General features: G+C 55.9%; 15 protein-coding genes, 1 tRNA gene and 1 pseudogene. 9 read left to right on the plus strand and 8 right to left on the minus strand.

Annotated elements, in window-relative coordinates:
- Positions 1 to 54 precede the first annotated feature (54 nt).
- Both AC2FFP_RS18550 and AC2FFP_RS18555 read right to left on the minus strand, forming a co-directional pair.
- Complete coding sequence (locus tag AC2FFP_RS18550) at positions 55 to 1,071, minus strand: Fe(3+) ABC transporter substrate-binding protein (RefSeq protein WP_496769938.1); 1,017 nt, start codon at positions 1,069 to 1,071, stop codon at positions 55 to 57.
- A 478-nt stretch (positions 1,072 to 1,549) separates the two neighbouring features.
- Positions 1,550 to 2,449: a LysR family transcriptional regulator gene (locus AC2FFP_RS18555; protein WP_496769940.1), complete on the minus strand. Its 900-nt coding sequence runs from the start codon at positions 2,447 to 2,449 to the stop codon at positions 1,550 to 1,552.
- A 157-nt stretch (positions 2,450 to 2,606) separates the two neighbouring features.
- On the opposite strand from AC2FFP_RS18555, the gene AC2FFP_RS18560 reads away from it, so the two are divergent.
- The 3 genes and pseudogenes from AC2FFP_RS18560 (at position 2,607) to AC2FFP_RS18570 (ending at position 5,487) form a co-directional block, all read left to right on the plus strand.
- Positions 2,607 to 4,181 carry an arylsulfatase gene (locus AC2FFP_RS18560; protein ID WP_496769942.1) on the plus strand — a complete coding sequence of 525 codons (1,575 nt, stop codon included), beginning with the start codon at positions 2,607 to 2,609 and terminating at the stop codon, positions 4,179 to 4,181.
- Positions 4,182 to 4,391: 210 nt separating this feature from the next.
- A pseudogene (locus AC2FFP_RS18565) lies at positions 4,392 to 4,546 on the plus strand (integrase); the annotation flags it as partial.
- A 134-nt stretch (positions 4,547 to 4,680) separates the two neighbouring features.
- A complete protein-coding gene (locus AC2FFP_RS18570) occupies positions 4,681 to 5,487 on the plus strand; it encodes a hypothetical protein (protein WP_496881336.1) in 807 nt (268 codons plus the stop codon).
- Between the two features lie 99 nt (positions 5,488 to 5,586).
- Here the strand turns inward: AC2FFP_RS18570 and ykgO are convergent, their stop codons facing one another.
- On the minus strand, positions 5,587 to 5,712 hold the full coding sequence (ykgO, locus tag AC2FFP_RS18575) for a type B 50S ribosomal protein L36 (protein ID WP_005648635.1): 126 nt from the start codon (positions 5,710 to 5,712) through the stop codon (positions 5,587 to 5,589).
- A 93-nt stretch (positions 5,713 to 5,805) separates the two neighbouring features.
- A tRNA-Val gene (locus AC2FFP_RS18580) sits at positions 5,806 to 5,880 on the minus strand.
- Between the two features lie 149 nt (positions 5,881 to 6,029).
- Here AC2FFP_RS18580 and AC2FFP_RS18585 point away from each other — a divergent pair.
- Positions 6,030 to 6,890, plus strand: a complete 861-nt coding sequence (locus tag AC2FFP_RS18585) for an N-formylglutamate amidohydrolase (RefSeq protein ID WP_496845042.1) — start codon at positions 6,030 to 6,032, stop codon at positions 6,888 to 6,890.
- Positions 6,891 to 6,892: 2 nt separating this feature from the next.
- On the opposite strand, the gene AC2FFP_RS18590 is transcribed toward AC2FFP_RS18585, so the two are convergent.
- On the minus strand, positions 6,893 to 8,146 hold the full coding sequence (locus tag AC2FFP_RS18590) for a DNA polymerase IV (protein ID WP_496845041.1): 1,254 nt from the start codon (positions 8,144 to 8,146) through the stop codon (positions 6,893 to 6,895).
- A gap of 88 nt (positions 8,147 to 8,234) precedes the next feature.
- Between AC2FFP_RS18590 and AC2FFP_RS18595 the strand changes: the two genes are divergently transcribed.
- The gene (locus AC2FFP_RS18595; protein ID WP_496780699.1) at positions 8,235 to 8,642 is read left to right on the plus strand and encodes an NUDIX domain-containing protein; all 408 of its coding nucleotides are present in this window, start codon (positions 8,235 to 8,237) and stop codon (positions 8,640 to 8,642) included.
- Between the two features lie 308 nt (positions 8,643 to 8,950).
- Here the strand turns inward: AC2FFP_RS18595 and pyrF are convergent, their stop codons facing one another.
- Entirely contained in the window at positions 8,951 to 9,670 is a 720-nt protein-coding gene (gene pyrF, locus AC2FFP_RS18600) for an orotidine-5'-phosphate decarboxylase (RefSeq protein WP_496769951.1), read from the minus strand.
- Between the two features lie 148 nt (positions 9,671 to 9,818).
- Here pyrF and AC2FFP_RS18605 point away from each other — a divergent pair, with 148 nt between their 5' ends.
- Positions 9,819 to 10,139, plus strand: a complete 321-nt coding sequence (locus tag AC2FFP_RS18605) for a hypothetical protein (RefSeq protein ID WP_496881337.1) — start codon at positions 9,819 to 9,821, stop codon at positions 10,137 to 10,139.
- A 127-nt stretch (positions 10,140 to 10,266) separates the two neighbouring features.
- Positions 10,267 to 12,885 carry an ATP-dependent chaperone ClpB gene (gene clpB / locus AC2FFP_RS18610; RefSeq protein WP_496881338.1) on the plus strand — a complete coding sequence of 873 codons (2,619 nt, stop codon included), beginning with the start codon at positions 10,267 to 10,269 and terminating at the stop codon, positions 12,883 to 12,885.
- A gap of 63 nt (positions 12,886 to 12,948) precedes the next feature.
- Here clpB and AC2FFP_RS18615 read toward each other — a convergent pair whose 3' ends face one another.
- Both AC2FFP_RS18615 and AC2FFP_RS18620 read right to left on the minus strand, forming a co-directional pair.
- Positions 12,949 to 13,875 carry a class I SAM-dependent methyltransferase gene (locus AC2FFP_RS18615; RefSeq protein WP_496780697.1) on the minus strand — a complete coding sequence of 309 codons (927 nt, stop codon included), beginning with the start codon at positions 13,873 to 13,875 and terminating at the stop codon, positions 12,949 to 12,951.
- A 130-nt stretch (positions 13,876 to 14,005) separates the two neighbouring features.
- Entirely contained in the window at positions 14,006 to 14,821 is an 816-nt protein-coding gene (locus AC2FFP_RS18620) for a cyclase family protein (protein WP_496881339.1), read from the minus strand.
- 337 nt (positions 14,822 to 15,158) lie between these two features.
- On the opposite strand from AC2FFP_RS18620, the gene msrP reads away from it, so the two are divergent.
- Positions 15,159 to 16,061 (plus strand): protein-methionine-sulfoxide reductase catalytic subunit MsrP, encoded by a 903-nt coding sequence (msrP, locus tag AC2FFP_RS18625; RefSeq protein ID WP_496780696.1) that lies wholly within the window; start codon positions 15,159 to 15,161, stop codon positions 16,059 to 16,061.
- Positions 16,062 to 16,065: 4 nt separating this feature from the next.
- On the plus strand, positions 16,066 to 16,680 hold the full coding sequence (msrQ, locus tag AC2FFP_RS18630) for a protein-methionine-sulfoxide reductase heme-binding subunit MsrQ (RefSeq protein ID WP_496881340.1): 615 nt from the start codon (positions 16,066 to 16,068) through the stop codon (positions 16,678 to 16,680).
- Positions 16,681 to 16,947 lie beyond the last annotated feature (267 nt).

A 16,947-nucleotide genomic window follows, 5' to 3' on the forward strand; every position in this document is an offset into this window, starting at 1 on the left:
GGAGAAGGGCGCAGAAAACCTGCGCCCTTCTTACTGCTCTGGTTTTTGCCCAGATTATTTCCAGCCGGCTTCGTTAAAGATCTTTTGCGCTGTCGGCAGGTTTTCGGCGACGTCGGACAGGACGACCTCATCCGCTTTGAACTCACCCAGCGATTTCACCGAGTCCGCAAGCGCGACGCCTTCAACCGCGGGGAATTCGTCATTCCCGGCCGAGAAATATTGCTGGGCGCTGTCGCTTGCCAAATATTCGAGGAAGAGAACGGCATTCTCTTTGTTCGGCGCATTTGCAGCCACACCTGCACCGGACAGGTTCATATGCGCGCCATAGCTGTCCTGGTTCGGGAAGACCCAACCGATTGCATCGATATCGGCCGAGACGCCTTTTACATCTTTGCGGATTGCGCGAGCAAAGTAATAAGTGTTTGAAACCGCGATGTCGCATTCGCCGGATACGATACCCCGCAGCTGATCGGTATCACCGCCCTGTGGTTCGCGGGCCATGTTGGCCACGATGCCTTCGGCCCAGGCCTTTGCTGCTTCGGGGCCTTCATGGGTGATGATCGACGCCAGAAGGGTCTGGTTATAGGTGTTGCTGGACGACCGGATACAGACCTGCCCCTTGTATTCGGGCTTGGCAAGATCGGCATATGTCGCTGGAGGGTTAGCGACGTTTTCCTTGTCGTAGAAAATGATGCGACCACGTTGCGAGAAGCCGAACCATTCATTGTCGCTGTCCTGAAGGTTGTTCGGGATGCGTTCTTCAAGAACGGCGGTTTCGATCGGTTGCAGAATGCCGGCATTCTTGGCCCGTGAAAGGCGCGAGGTGTCGACTGTCAGCAGAATATCCGCGGGCGAGTTCGCGCCTTCGGCTTCCATCCGCGCGATCAGCTCATCGGCTTTGCCTTCGATGCGGTTGATGGTGATGCCAGTGGCCTTTTCGAAATCACTGTACAGGTTTTCGTCGGTGTCATAGTGGCGCGAGGAATAAAGGTTCAACTCACCCTCGGCAGCGGCAGAAGTGGCAATCAGGGCCGACAATGCGGCGGCGAAGCAGGTAGAGGATTTGAGCATCATAACTCCCAACATTGAAATGTGCGGCGTAGTAATCCGACTGAAATTGTCAATTAAACGATTCCCGAGTGGATGCAAGGAAATCTGACAAAATTAGTTGGTCAAATGGTCGCTATTGTCCGGTGGGGGCAAGATGCGGAAAGTACGATGCAGAAAAAGTTGGTGGGTAGGATTGTTAAGGGTCCAATGTGTGAATTGGATTCTACGCTGTGAGTGCACGCCGCACCAAACATGCTGCAACTGCGTAGTTCTTGGTCCCGCCATGCAAGGAAGAAGTCAGCCATTCGGACTGCGTGCCGCGATTTTAGAACCGCGAGTTCACACAGCGCGCAGCATTGCCACCATTGGCCATTTTCAAACAAAAAGCCGCTCTGCGGTGTAATCCGAGACATTGCCAAGCTAACTGAGCTCGCGAAAACGTTTTAGTCGAACCACGATACGTCCCAGTTGGGCGTCTTTGTGTTCTTCAAATCACCGGTCACGCCCGGTGTTTGGCCAGTTCACTCCAACACAATTCAAGAGCAGCCGAAGTGTTTTGGGATTTGCGCGCCGCGCAGATGTTCCATGAAAGGCTCTGTTTCATCGACACCGGTTTGATTTTCTTTGTGCTGATCAGTTCTGCGAAAGTGTCCGGCATCCCTCCTACGATATAGTCTGGCTCTGCCAATAATCCGGTCAGAAAGTTGTAGTCGTCGCATTCAATATTCGGCTGGGCATTGACCTTATTGACCGCCTCGGTGTTGCCACCAAGTGACTTTATCAGGGTCGCTCTCCAGTGTTTATGAAGATGCGGTGATGCAAAGGGAAAGTCGAAAACACCTGCCATTGTTTGTGGGCCGCGTTGGTGAATTTCATGATCGGGGTGCGCAACAAACTGAATTTGCCGTTTTTCCATCACCATGATTTCGACATTGTCGGCATCCGGTGTGTAGGTCAGATCGCCCAGAAACACATCGAACTGCCCCGCTTGCAACAAGTCGAGCGGACGCGCGTAGGCGCTCACCAGTATTCTGAATCGAAGGTCGGGCATTACCTGCCGCACAGATCGCAGGACGGGCACGATCAGAGATCTTGTGGTCAGAGGCCCGCAACCGATCAGCAAAGTACCAGGTCCGGCGTCACGCAAACTGGCAACACGCGTCGCATAGCGATCCAGGTCTTGCCGCAGAGCCTTAGCGATGGGCAAAAACTCCTGCCCCGCCCGCGTCAGCGTACTGCTGTTGCGCCTTCGATGAAACAGCACGAGCCCTGCATGGTCCTCGGCTTGCCCAATATAGCGGGAAAACGACGCGTTGGAGGCACCCATCACGCGGGCCGCGTGTTGGAAGCTGCCAGTTTCAGCCAAAGTAAGAAAGGCGGTTAAGGCGTTTTCATTCATCGAGCGGTCAATTTCATCTCAGTTATCGGTTTTTAACTTTCATAATGTGAAATCCTAGTAAAGCTCTGTTGCAGCATTAAAGTTTCGACCGTTATCCCTGATGAACCTTCCGATATTTCCATCATCGGTATCGCCTTCCACTTCCGCAGAGGTCAAAATGTTCAACCTTCGATCCATTGCGTTTTCGGCAACGGTGACCACAGCTTCGGTCTGTGCTACGCCTGTTTTGGCCGAAACCGACCAACCCAATATCCTTGTCATCATGGCCGACGATGTGGGGTGGGCCAGTCTTGGCAGCTATCATCAGGGGGTTAAAAGCATCAAAACCCCCAATCTCGATCAACTGGCAGCGGATGGCATGCGCCTGACGGATTATTATGCTCAGCCAAGCTGCACGGCGGGGCGTTCGGCCTTTATCACCGGGCAGTTGCCGGTTCGTACCGGGATGCATACCGTCGGCCTACCCGGAGACCCCGAAAAGGGTCTGAGTGATGACGATCCCACCTTGGCCAACATGCTGAAATCCTTGGGTTACACGACCGGCCAATTCGGTAAGAACCACTTGGGCGATATGAACAAGTTTCTGCCAACAGTGAAAGGCTTTGATGAATATTGGGGTTGGCTCTATCACTTGAACGCGATGGAATACACGTCTGACCCGGACTGGCCCAAAGATCAGAAATTCAACGACACTTTTGGTCCTCGGAATATCATCCACGCCTATGCGACAGATACGGTTGATGAAACGGTAGACCCGCGTTGGGGTCTGGTCGGCAAGCAACGCATCATCGACGATGGCCCCGCTCCGCCTGAACGGCAAAAGACGCTGGATGACGAAGTGACGGCCCATACACTGGGCTTCATCAACCGCGCGGTTGAAAGCAACACTCCGTTCTTTGTTTGGATGGCACCAGCGCGTGCGCATGTCTGGACACACCTGAGCCCTGAATACGAAGCCATGCTCGGCGATGGGCGTGGGCTGCAAGATGTGGTGATGAAGGAACTTGACGACAACGTAGGAAAAGTCATGGCTCGGCTGGAAGAACTGGGCGTTTCCGACAATACGATTGTTGTATTCACGTCCGACAACGGCCCCGAAACCATGACTTGGCCCGACGGGGGAACAACGCCGTTCCACGGTGAAAAGGGCACGACCTGGGAAGGCGGTTTCCGCGTGCCTGCCATTATTCGCTGGCCCGGGAAAGTTCCCGCCGGAACCGTGAGTAATGGCATCTTTGCCGGGCTCGACTGGATGCCAACCCTGGTCGCGGCTGCTGGTGGACCGGATGACTTGCCGGATGCTTTGTTAGAGGGTCACGAAGGCTATCAGGTGCATCTTGATGGTTACAATCAGTTGTCGTTCTTGACCGGCGCAGGCGACAGCAGTCGCGAAGAAATCGTCTACTACGAGGGGCCGGACCTGCAGGCCGTACGTCACGGTGACTGGAAAGCGCATTTCACAATTCAAACCGAAGGGTGGGCTGGACCCAAAGAGGAACTGAATGCTCCGCTTCTATTCAACTTGCGCCGTGATCCTTATGAAAAGGCGGCCGAGGAGTCGGGGATGTATACCCGGTGGATGGGCAACAAGATGTGGGCCTTTGGTCCTGCGGCTAAGATCGTTCAGAACCACCTGTCTACGTTCAAGGACTATCCTCCGCGGGGATCGGACGTAACCAATCAAACTCATGTGGAAGAACAAATCTCGACCGAAGGCGGGATGTCACAGTAAAACAAACAATAGTCGGGAGGCATCCAATTGTGCCTCTCGATCTTCTTAATCGAGTACTTGAAAACACCTGCGCACGTGGGTCCGCTTTGATACTTTGCTCGGGCACTCGTGTATGCCGCAGCGTCAAAAAGTCTGGGCTCGACGCCAATGTAGGAGCAATCGTGACATCGATTCGACCGCCCCAACCTCGCTCAGCTTTGGATCGGTTCTTACAGCACGCGTTCACTCCGACGGGCGAAAGCCTCAAAAATCTAACGCAAGACCGGAATCCTTCGCGCTGTGCAGCTTTTGCTGGGTCACACGAAAGTCGACAGCCGGGGCGCTACCCAGGCATTGAACTGGAGGGCGCGTTGAGCATCCGGCAACAGTCGGCGAGCGGCTCCGCCATTCCAGAACGGTTCTTTATCTTCTGTGCGTCATTGGGCCGTTTTGAGCCCATAGTGTTCGCGTCTGTTATTTTGCGTTTTGGCAATGGTAGTGTGTGAGCAGTCTGATAGTGATGATGTTTATTAACCAACTCGCATTCACGGTCGATTGGACAACCTATTTTGCAGAGACTTACACTTCTTGCCACCGCTCTTTTTTTGCTGTCCTAATTTGGGCATTTTACCCACGCGAAAACGACTTGAACCGACCAGACCCAGAGTTCTTGGCGACCGACGCGTATTTTCGATTGGGCGATTTCGTGATTTCTGTGCCAGTGGTATCGGTGCAAAGACTTACCGAGCCGCCAAACAACACTGATCCTCTTCCGAAGTTTAGAAATAGCGGGCCATTCGGTGAGTCTCGGTGGTTTGCGACCCAAAACTATAAAACTGCGATGCGCGAATTTGCAGCTGAGCCAACACAGCCCGCGGAAGTATCTAATATTAGACTAAATTTTGGTGTCTACGGAACCTACGGCGAGTACGGCATATCACAAGAAATTTGCCCAAAGTTGTCGTCGGAGTGGAGCCGGAAGGCATGCAACAATCAGCTTCGAATGGAGCTGAAGAACCTCCCTGCTGATTTGTATTTGTCCACCGAATTGGGTCTGAAAGTATTTGAACACCATCATTTTGCAGGGCTGCCGAATGCAGAGGTGGCGGCTCTAATTGATGAGATGTACCCCATTCAAAACAAGGCAAATGTGGCTTGCGCTGACGGTCAAAATAAATGCTACGCAGCCATTTTGATAGCAGATGGGATTTATGCCGTTTGGTCTTTCATCGGCACAAATGCTCACGAGGCTGTCTGCGAAAACAAACTTATTGCAGAGGGTGCCGAAGTCCTAAAGTTTGTGGCAACTAAACTCCGAGCCGGGTAAAAGGCAAAGTCGGCTTTGTCCGCATAGCAGACATTAACACCGCAAACAAAAAAAGCCGCGCTCGAAAGCGCGGCTTTAAAATTCGGTAGAGTGCAGTTCTTAGCCCTGGCGAGCTTTAAACTTGCGCTGCGTCTTGTTGATCACGTAGACGCGGCCTTTGCGACGCACAACACGGCAATCACGGTGCCGGTTCTTGAGCGAGCGGAGCGAGTTCTTGACCTTCATGGGTCTGTCTCCAATCTGCGGCGCCTTCATCAAGGACGTGGCCAGCGCCTGGGTTTGCGGGTGTCCCGGGTCAGACCCGAAACAGTGAATAGATGGTGGGCGGTACAAGGATCGAACTTGTGACCCCTTCGATGTCAACGAAGTGCTCTACCGCTGAGCTAACCGCCCACTTAACCTTTGCGGTGCCCTGCCCCATAACGAAATGGGGCGCGGAACCCCGCGCCGGTAGCGGGGTCTATAAAAGGAGTCGCAAAGGGGTTCAAGGGGTTTGGTAGAACTATTTTCCGGTCTATGTTCAATGCGAACAAGGAGTCACCATGAAGAACGCTGCTTACGTATTGGATATGCCCGTCAAGCGCACGTCTTGCGTTGTATTTTCTTCTCCTCACAGTGGCCGGAACTACCCCGAAGCGATGCTGAACCGGACGGTTCTGAGCCAGAATGTGATTCGATCTTCGGAAGATGCATTCGTGGATCAGTTGTTTTCCGCAGCGACTGATCATGGTGCGCCCCTGATATCCGCAACAAAATCAAGAGCCTATCTGGATCTTAACCGCAGTGCTGAGGAGCTGGACCCGGCTTTGATCCAGGGCGCGCGCCGCCACGGCCATAACCCGCGTGTCGCTTCGGGGCTGGGCGTGATTCCCAGGGTCGTCGCCAATGGGCGCGCAATCTATCGCGGGAAGCTAACGATGGATGAGGCGCGTTTGCGCATCGACACCTGCTGGCGTCCTTATCATGCGCGTCTCAAGTCGCTGCTGGCCGAATCGCACGCCGCTTTTGGTCAGGCCATTTTGATTGATTGCCATTCGATGCCGCATGAAGCGGTTTCGATGGCCAGTACGACCACGTCCCAGCGCCCGCAGATCGTGTTGGGTGACAGATTTGGCGCTTCGGCTTCGACCGAGATTGTGGACCGGATCGAATCCGCGTTTGCCTCGGCGGGTCTGATCGTGGCGCGCAACGCGCCCTTCGCGGGCGCCTACGTGACACAGACCTACGGGCGGCCCGGGCGCAATCAGCACGCTATCCAGGTTGAGATCGACCGATCTCTGTATATGGATGAGGTCAAAATCGCGCCGAACGGCAATTTCGCAGCGTTTCAGGACATGTTGCGGCAGGTCATACGGGAAATCTCGGGTATTGGCCGCGATCCGTTGCGTCTGGCCGCCGAGTAACCTCAGCGCAAAGCCCGGCCTTTGACAATCGCATCCGTTCCGAATCTGCGCCGGATTTCATCCGTTGCGCGTTCCGCCTGAGACCGCCTTGATGCGTCGGGATCCAAAAGGTCCCCCGAGAAGTCCGCCTGATCTTCGGGGCACAGATCGGATATTCCGCAACCCAACAGACGATATGGCCCTTTGTCGCCGACCTGATCGAATAGCCCACGTGCGGTGCGGTAGATGCGGTCTGCGATCTGCGTGGCGTCCCGCAACGAGACACGTCGGGTGATGACCTTGTGGTTTGCTTGTTTAAGTTTCAGGGTTACGACCCGTCCGGCCAGCCCTTTGGCTTTGGCGCGATCCGCAACTTTTTCGGACATGCGCCACAGATGCCCATCAAGGATGTCCAGGCTGGCTGTATCCTCGAAAAACGTGGTTTCGTTGCTGATCGACTTCATTGGCTCGTGCGAAGACACGCGCCGTTTGTCCTGACCGCGCGCCAGATGCCATAGCCGATACCCCATTGATCCGAACCGGGCTGTCAGTGCCTCCTGATCCCAGCGTAATAAATCCGAGAAGGCGCGGATGCCGGCACGATCCAGCGATTCCTGTGCCGCCGGGCCGATCCCCCAGATCAAGCGCACTGGTTTATCGTATAGAAACTCGGCGGTCTCAGCTTCTCCAATAACTGAAAACCCACGCGGTTTGTCCAGATCCGAGGCGACTTTGGCCAGAAACTTGTTGTGCGACAGACCGATTGAGCCTGTTACGCCCAACTCGTCCTTCATCCGCTTAACCAGTCTTGCCAGCATGGCTGCCGGTGGCGCACCATGCAGCCGCTGCGTACCGGACAGATCCATGAATGCTTCGTCCAGTGACAGTGGTTCGATCACAGGGGTCAATTCGTCCATCATGGCTCTGATCTGTCGTGACACCTCGGCGTAGACCGACATGCGAGGCTTGATGACCACGGCGTCCGGGCACAGTTGCAAGGCTTTGAACATCGGCATCGCAGAGCGGACACCCCGAATACGCGCCACATAACACGCGGTTGACACAACACCGCGTTTGCCGCCTCCGATGATCACCGGTTTGTCGGCCAGATCGGGATTGTCCCGCTTTTCAACCGAGGCATAGAATGCGTCGCAATCCATATGCGCGATGGACAGGTCGAACAGCTCGGGGTGCGTCTTGATCCGCGGGCTGCCGCAGGAAGGGCAGCGCGCTTCCTGTTCCAGAATCGAAAAGCAGTCGCGGCATAAAGCGGGCATTACATTTACATCTCAGTTTTATGCGCTTTGTCATATCAGGCGTTACTGGCTAAAATTTATCCGGTTGGGCAACAAAGCGAAAGCGCTCATGCAATTCACGGGGGCGAAGGTCGCACTGTTTCTTGGATCGGACCTGTTGGTGATTCAACGGGACGACAAGAAGGACATTCCATTCCCGGGCCATTTCGACTTTCCCGGCGGTGGGCGCGAAGGGTCAGAGACGCCGCTGCAATGCGTCAGGCGCGAAACACTGGAAGAAGTCGGGCTGCACCTCGCCAAGGCTGATTTTGTCTGGTCGCGCATGTATGGGCAAAACTGGTTCTTCGCAGCACACCGGCCACCCAGCGACGTCAACCTGATCAGGTTTGGCGATGAGGGGCAAGGATGGTGTTTGATGTCGCCGGATATTTACCTTGAGAATGCGTTGACGGTGCCGAATTTCGCGATCCGCCTACGTGACTACTTGGCCCAAGGTAGGCCGTCTTTTGACATGTGAGGTTTTCAGAAGAAGACCCCCCGCGATTGGCGGGGGGAGGTGACGGACCTCAGGAAGAGATGGTCCGCGGGGAGTATCACGTCCCCAGAATCGCGCAAATTCCGAGATTTAGATAGGACCCAGGTCACACAACGAAAACTCGCATATTTCATGTGTGTTTTGGGGCACAGGGACGATTTGGCGCGGAATTGGCAAAAAGTGACGTAGGGTCAACTGCTTGAGCCGCAGAAACCGTCAGAAATTGTCTGCGCGGACGCGACCACCCGGCATCAAGCCCTAAAAAATTTTAGCCTGCAATGCGTCGAGAATTAAGCCCTGTTCGGTGCTTTTGCCTGCGGTGAGGACAATTCGGCAAGGATTGCCTCGGCAGCAGCTTTAGGGTCGTCGGCCTGATAGACAGGTCGGCCCACGACGATGTGGTCCACGCCATCTGCGACGGCATTTGCGGGTGTAGCAACTCGTTTCTGATCGCCAAGCGCGGCACCTGCGGGGCGGACGCCCGGGGTCACGATCAGACGACCTTCGGCCTGGGGCAGGGCACGGATTAGCGCGGCTTCTTGCGGGCTGGCGATGACGCCGTCGGCACCAGCCTCAAGCGCGCGTGCAGCGCGTTCGACAACCAGATCCTGAACGTCGCCCTCTTTTAGTAGGCTGGCATCCAGGTCGTCGCGGTTCAGCGAGGTCAAGATGGTAACGGCCAAAATCTTGAGGTCTTTGCCAGCGGCCCCTTCTTTCGCGGCCCGAACCACATGCGGATCACCATGCACCGTCAGGAAATCCAGATCGAATTGCGCCAGCCCGCGAACGGCGTTTTCGACGGTGTTACCGATATCGAACAGCTTCATGTCCAGAAAGATGCGCTTGCCGTGTTCCTGTTTCAGTTCATTGGCCAAAGCCAACCCGCCACCGGTCAGCATCCCCAGCCCGATCTTGTAAAAGGAAACGCTGTCGCCCAGCTGTTCTGCCATTGCCAGACCCTGAAGGGCATTGGGAACATCTAGGGCTACGATCAGGCGATCATCGGACATGGTGCGGGCTCCTTTTTGGCAAACGTCTGCGTCCTAGCGGTTTCGGGCGGCCGTGTCCATGCAGCGCGCGCGTGATCGAGATCACGCAGCTTTGGCCGGACTGTGATATGGTGCCGATCATTCATAAGAATTTCTCGATGGGGGGACTATGAAACAGGTATTTAGTGTTGGGATACTTCTGGCCCTGATGGGATGTCAGGATATGCCATTGGAAAATGAGGCCGCGGATACGGTCATCAAATCCCCGACAAATGACAATTTGCGCCTGGTGGGGGGGTATCGTTCGACCGACGATGATTGCCAATTGACCGGCGAGACGTCTTTTACAGTCAATTTTCTGGATGATGCAGCAGACCTTGTTTCCTGCCCGACGGGCAGCGACGCCGCGGAATCGCTGGTGGACATGTACGCCGCGCGCGAGGTTGCGCAGACCGGAGGCTACACCGTCTATTCCATACCTCGACGATAAGTCTGAAATTGCGCGCCAGCCTCTTGAATGAACAAAGATATTTCCCAGATTGAATGTGAGGCCCAGACCGACGCGTGCCGCCAAGCGGGCGCATCACATTCAGGGCGCTTAGGAAAAGGAGAATACTATGGACTTGAACAAGTTCACCGAGCGGGCACGGGGATTCGTGCAGGCTGCGCAGACCATCGCGCTGCGTGAAGGGCACCAGCGACTGATGCCCGAACATCTTTTGAAAGCATTGATGGATGACGATCAGGGGCTGGCCAGCAACCTGATCACACGCGCCGGCGGCGCGCCGACCCGCGTGGTCGAAGCACTGGACGCCGCGCTGTCAAAGATTCCGAAGGTCAGCGGTGATGCGAGCCAGATCTATATGGATGGCCAGACGGCCAAGGTTTTTGCCGAGGCTGAAAAAATCGCCACCAAAGCAGGCGACAGCTTTGTGCCGGTCGAACGCGTTCTGATGGCCCTGTGCATGGTGAAATCCAAGGCCAAAGAGGCGTTGGAAGCCGGTGCTGTATCCGCCCAAAAGCTGAATGAAGCGATCAATGACATCCGCAAGGGTCGCACGGCTGACACCGCATCGGCGGAAGAAGGCTATGACGCGCTCAAGAAATACGCGCGTGACCTGACCGAAGCCGCAGCTGAGGGCAAGATCGACCCGATCATCGGACGGGATGAAGAAATCCGCCGCTCGATGCAGGTTCTGTCGCGCCGCACCAAAAACAACCCGGTTCTGATCGGTGAACCCGGCGTCGGTAAAACCGCGATTGCCGAGGGCATGGCCCTGCGCATCGTGAACGGAGACGTGCCGGAATCACTGAAGGATAAGAAACTGCTCGCGCTCGACATGGGCGCACTGATCGCCGGTGCGAAATACCGTGGTGAGTTCGAAGAACGCCTCAAGGCCGTTCTGACCGAGGTCACCGAGGCCGCCGGTGAAATCATCCTGTTCATCGACGAGATGCACACGCTGGTCGGTGCCGGGAAATCCGATGGCGCGATGGACGCCGCGAACCTGATCAAGCCCGCGCTTGCCCGGGGTGAGCTGCATTGTATCGGCGCGACCACGCTGGATGAGTATCGCAAATACGTGGAAAAAGACGCGGCCCTTGCGCGCCGGTTCCAGCCGGTTGTGGTACAGGAGCCGACTGTCGAGGACACAATCAGCATCCTGCGCGGCATCAAGGAAAAGTACGAGCTACACCACGGTGTGCGTATCTCAGACTCGGCTTTGGTGTCGGCAGCGACCCTGTCGCATCGCTACATCACTGATCGCTTCCTGCCCGACAAGGCCATCGACTTAGTCGATGAAGCGTCGGCTCGCTTGCGGATGGAAGTGGACAGCAAGCCAGAGGAACTCGATCAACTGGATCGTCAGATTTTGCAGATGCAGATCGAGGAACAGGCGCTGAAGCTCGAAGATGATGCGGCCTCCAAGGACCGTCTGGAAACCTTGCAAAAGGATCTGGCCGATCTGCAGGAGAAATCTGCCGAGATGACCGCCCAGTGGCAGGCTGAACGCGACAAACTTGCTGGCGCGCGCGATCTGAAAGAGCAGCTCGACAAGGCGCGCGCTGATCTCGAGATTGCCAAGCGTGAAGGCAACCTCGCCAAAGCGGGTGAGCTGTCTTACGGCGTCATCCCAGAGCTTGAGAAAAAGCTGACCGAGGCCGAAAATGCCGAAAGCAGCCAGATGATGGCCGAGGAAACGGTGCGTCCGGAACAGATCGCTTCGGTGGTTGAACGCTGGACTGGTATCCCGACCTCGAAGATGCTGGAAGGTGAGCGCGAGAAACTGCTGCGGATGGAAGACGATCTGCATTCCCGCGTGATCGGTCAGGATGCGGCGGTCACTGCTGTGGCCAATGCTGTACGTCGTGCGCGTGCGGGCCTGAACGACGAAGGCCGCCCGCTGGGCTCGTTCCTGTTCCTCGGGCCCACGGGTGTAGGTAAGACCGAGCTGACCAAAGCCGTGGCGAACTTCCTGTTCGACGACGACAACGCGATGGTGCGTATCGATATGTCCGAGTTCATGGAGAAACACGCGGTTGCCCGTCTGATCGGTGCCCCTCCGGGCTATGTCGGTTATGACGAAGGTGGTGTGCTGACCGAAGCCGTACGACGCCGGCCCTATCAGGTTGTGCTGTTTGACGAGGTCGAAAAGGCGCACCCGGATGTGTTCAACGTTCTGCTGCAGGTTCTCGATGACGGCGTTCTGACCGACGGTCAGGGCCGCACCGTGGACTTCAAGCAGACGCTGATCATCCTGACGTCGAACCTTGGGTCTCAGGCGCTCAGCCAGTTGCCAGAAGGTGCCGACAGTGCGCAGGCCAAGCGTGACGTGATGGACGCGGTCCGGGCGCATTTCCGGCCTGAGTTCCTGAACCGTCTGGACGAAACGATCATCTTTGATCGCCTAAAGCGGGCCGATATGGATGGTATTGTCGATATCCAGATGGCTCGTCTGCAGAAACGTCTGGCCGCCCGCAAGATCGAGCTGGTCTTGGATGGCGGCGCCAAGGAATGGCTTGCCGACGAGGGCTATGACCCGGTCTTCGGTGCACGCCCGCTGAAACGCGTTATCCAGCGTGCCTTGCAAAACCCGCTGGCCGAGGCTCTGCTTGCCGGTGAGATCAAGGATGGTGAGACCGTCCCTGTGACCGCAGGCTCAGACGGTCTGATTATCGGCGACCGGCTGGGTACGTCAGAGCGGCCCCGTCCGGATGATGCCGTGGTGCATTAAACCAAACAAAGGCCCGCCACACCGGCGGGCCTTCTTTTTTAAGTCACTTCAAAAGCAACTTGTTCAAGTGGGTCGCAGTTGAACAAGTGAGAAAGACGAGGCGTCCAAAGAATCCATAGGGAAATCCATCGTCTCTGGACCCAGGCCCAATTCGCTCAAGTATTTTTCGGTCCCTCTGCGCCCAAATATGTGCTCAAGCACAGAAAACCCTTGTTCAGACGCGTAGGCGCTGACCTCAGTGGGAGAGATGTTGAAACGAAAGGGTTCGCCGACTCCGGCCACCGCATTTCCGATACTGTCGACTTCCTTTTGCGCTTGCGACGCTGCGGCGGTTGACGCGTATGTCGTCAGAAAACGCGTTTCATTTGAACCATTCGACCGGATCATTGTGTAGACATCTGCAACTTCGGGCGGTGCTACATATTCCAGCGAAACCTCAGCAATAAAGACCGTGCCCAGTTCATGGTCGTAACCGAGCGACTGCAACTTATCGAGCGTTGTCTCACGAGAGAAATCAACCGCCGTATATCGAACGTTTGGTGGAACGCCAAAATTTGAACTGATCAAAGACCGCTTGGCTTCGATGGTCTCGGGGCGGTCGACCTCGAAAACCGGAATGTGGCTGTGACTGTTGGACAGCCTCAGACCCAGCGTATCAAGACCTGCGCCAAGTACTACGATCTGACGTGCACCATTCTTGATTGCAGTAAGCGCGCGGCTTTGCATGAATGTCTTGCGCCACAGGACCGACGCGACGAGACGGCGCGCCACTGAACGGTCATCGGCGAACTTGAGCACGGCATCCCAGTCGGTAGCTTGATCCAGGACCTCGGGCCCCTCGGTAGAACCGTTGCGAAACAGCTGCTCGGCAAATGGGTCATAGAATACACGCCGATATGTTGGGTTGCGGTTTACCAAGGCGCAAAAGGCGCAAACCCCAAGAGCGGTGCGGCTTAGGCCGGGAATGGCACTTTGCGGAACATAAAACATGAAAAGCTCGCTTCAATTGTCTGTATGACAACGTAGCCTGAATACCCTACCAATTGGCAGAGTTCAGATTATCCGGTCAAAGTCGCCAGTCTTTTGGAGATAAGGCCCGCCAGCAGGCGGGCCACTTCGTTCAAACCATTGCAAAAATGCGCGCAGGCCCGCCGGTGCCACCGGCATGTTTTGGCGCACCGATCACCAGCGTTGCGCCAGCCGCCGGTACGCGATCCAGTCCCGCGATATTCTCAATCCCGAAACGGCCCGTGGGCAGCCAAGCATAATGGGTGGCGAAGTCGGTCGATATGCCGTGGTCCAGGGACAGCGTGTCGGATGCGATCGAGCGTGCACCGGTCTCTTCGATCAGCATCATTGCGGCTTCGGGGTGGAAACCCGGGTAATGTTGTGCCTGACCGTCGAAACCGCGATACGCGTCGCTGTCAGCTTTGGCGGCCCAACCGGAATACAAGGCCACGCAAGCGCCATCCGGAATGTCTCCGTTGGCAGACATCCATGCCTTCAGGTCATCTGGTGTCAGCAGCGTATCGACATCCTCGGCTGCGCGGGCGGCAATGTCGACAACGCAAAGCGGTGCCACAAGATCGGACACGGGGATTTCGTCCACCGAAGCACCATCCGCTGAAAAGTGCAGCGGCGCGTCGATATGTGTGCCTGTGTGTTCATTGACTGTCAGGCGCTGCAGGTTAAAGCCGTGTTCGCCAAAATTGAAAACCTGTTCGGACGCGTACCCCGGTTCGCCAAAATAGGTTGGGAAATCGGCACTGATCGTATGGGTCATATCCTCGACCTTACCCTCACCAGCGGCGAGGGAGAACGATGCACTGGTGCCAGTTGCGGCAACAGCCACACCAGAGGCAGCGGCAGCTTTGAAGAACCCTCTTCTAGACAGCATACGGTCTTTGACCGCGTTCATCACGCAGATGTCACACATTCGTCTTCTCCCTTTAGTCTTGCCCGACAATCGGGTGGACAGCGGATCTAAGGGCCTGTTGGCCAATCCTGGCAACAAGACTGCAAGTTGCGTGAAGCAGTTGTAAAGATTGAAGGCCCGGGTGTACCGCCTAAATTGGGCGGGATGCGATCAACTTGGCGTGACAGGTATCAACGGTATTGCCGCAATTGGTTCCCGGGGATTGTCATAGGTAATTTGGATTTGATTTGGCGTGAAACGTTACAGTCTCTTCTCCCAATCGTGACGCATGTTGCCTTGGCGGTGTGGTATCAGCGGATTAACTAGAATCTCAGGCTAGCTTACCAAGGAGACTTAAATGGCGCATCGCTGGACCAATACACTGACACATGCCGACGTCACGCCACAGGCGGCGTTCTTGAACCGGCGGCAGGTGATGGCCGGCCTGGCAGGTGTGGGATTGGCGGGGCTAGCCAGACCGGCGGCGGCACAGGAAGTTCTGGAACCCAACACCTGGGAAGAGATCACCTCGTACAATAACTTTTATGAGTTCGGCACTCGCAAGGACGATCCCGCGAAATACGCGCATACTCTGGTGACCGAGCCCTGGAGCGTCACAATCGACGGTTTGGTCGACAAACCGGGTGACTATGATTTCAAAGACATCATGTCCGAGATGACGGTTGAAGAGCGCATCTACAGATTCCGGTGTGTTGAGGCTTGGTCGATGGTGGTCCCGTGGAACGGGTTTGAACTGGCTGATCTGCTGAATATGGCTGGTGTGCAGGAAGGCGCCAAGTACGTGGCGTTTGAAACAGCAAACCGTCCCGATGAAATGCCGGGCGTTCAATTTCCGATCCTCGAATGGCCCTACCGGGAAGGTTTGCGCCTGGACGAGGCGATGCACCCACTGACCATCATGGCGACCGGCATCTATGACAAACCCATTCCCAACCAGAATGGCGCGCCTCTGCGTCTGGTGGTGCCGTGGAAATACGGTTTCAAGTCTATCAAGTCTATTGTTCGCATCACCGTTTCGGATGTTGAACCGCCCACCAGTTGGAACATGTCCGCTCCGCGCGAGTATGGTTTCTACAGTAACGTGAACCCCAACGTGGATCACCCACGCTGGTCACAGGCCTCGGAACGTCAGATTGGCGGCGGTCTCTTTGCCAAGCGTATCCCGACGCTGATGTTCAATGGATACGAAGAAGAGGTCGCCGGACTTTACGACGGTATGGATCTGAAGGAATTCTACTAAGACCATGCAGACGCTGAATCAGATATTGCGCCGCATTCCGGTGTGGCTGGTCTACCTGTTGGGGGCGCTTCCGGCCCCTTGGCTGTTTTACCAGGGGCTGACCGGCGGTCTGGGCGTGGATCCGATTGAGGCGTTGGAACACCGGTATGGCGAACTGGCGCTTCAACTGTTGATCGTCGTGTTGGCAATATCGCCGCTGCGGCGATTCTTTGGGCTGAACCTGCTCAAGTTTCGCCGGGCGCTGGGCGTGCTGACCTTTGCCTATGTCAGCCTGCATCTTTTGGTGTGGCTGGTGTTGGACGTGCAGCTGCCCAGTCAGATCTGGGCGGATATCTTGAAGCGTCCCTATATTACAGTCGGCATGGCAGCGTTTATCCTGATGATCCCGTTGGCGGTGACGTCAAACAATCTGTCGGTACGCAAATTGGGGCCCCGGTGGCGCAGCCTGCAGAGGCTTGTCTTACCTGCGGCGATTCTGGGCGGGCTGCACTATGTTATGCTTGCCAAGGGATTTCAGATCGAACCGCTGGTCTACCTGTCTCTGATCGTTAGCCTGATTCTGCTGCGCATTCCGGTTTCTGGCCTGCTGACTCGGTTTCGCCCGGCCGATTCCGCCTGACTCGGTGTCGAGTCTGTGGGTAACTCTGTCCAAAGCTCCAGATTCGCTGCCGGTTGCTCTGACGACCGCTTTTGTTGGAATGGTTATTATCGTATAACTTATTGGTTTTGAGCAATAAAATGTGATTTTTCGGTTTTTTGCAAGTTTATCGTATTTTCTGCTTGCGGACTTATGCGGTTATACTTAGAACCCCCTTCACCGGCGCTGCTGAGGCGGTGCTGACGGGTCGGAGAGACGGCCGGACGGGTTGGAGAGACAGCCGGACGC

The sequence above is a fragment of the Ruegeria sp. YTSC004 genome, assembly GCF_059609805.1.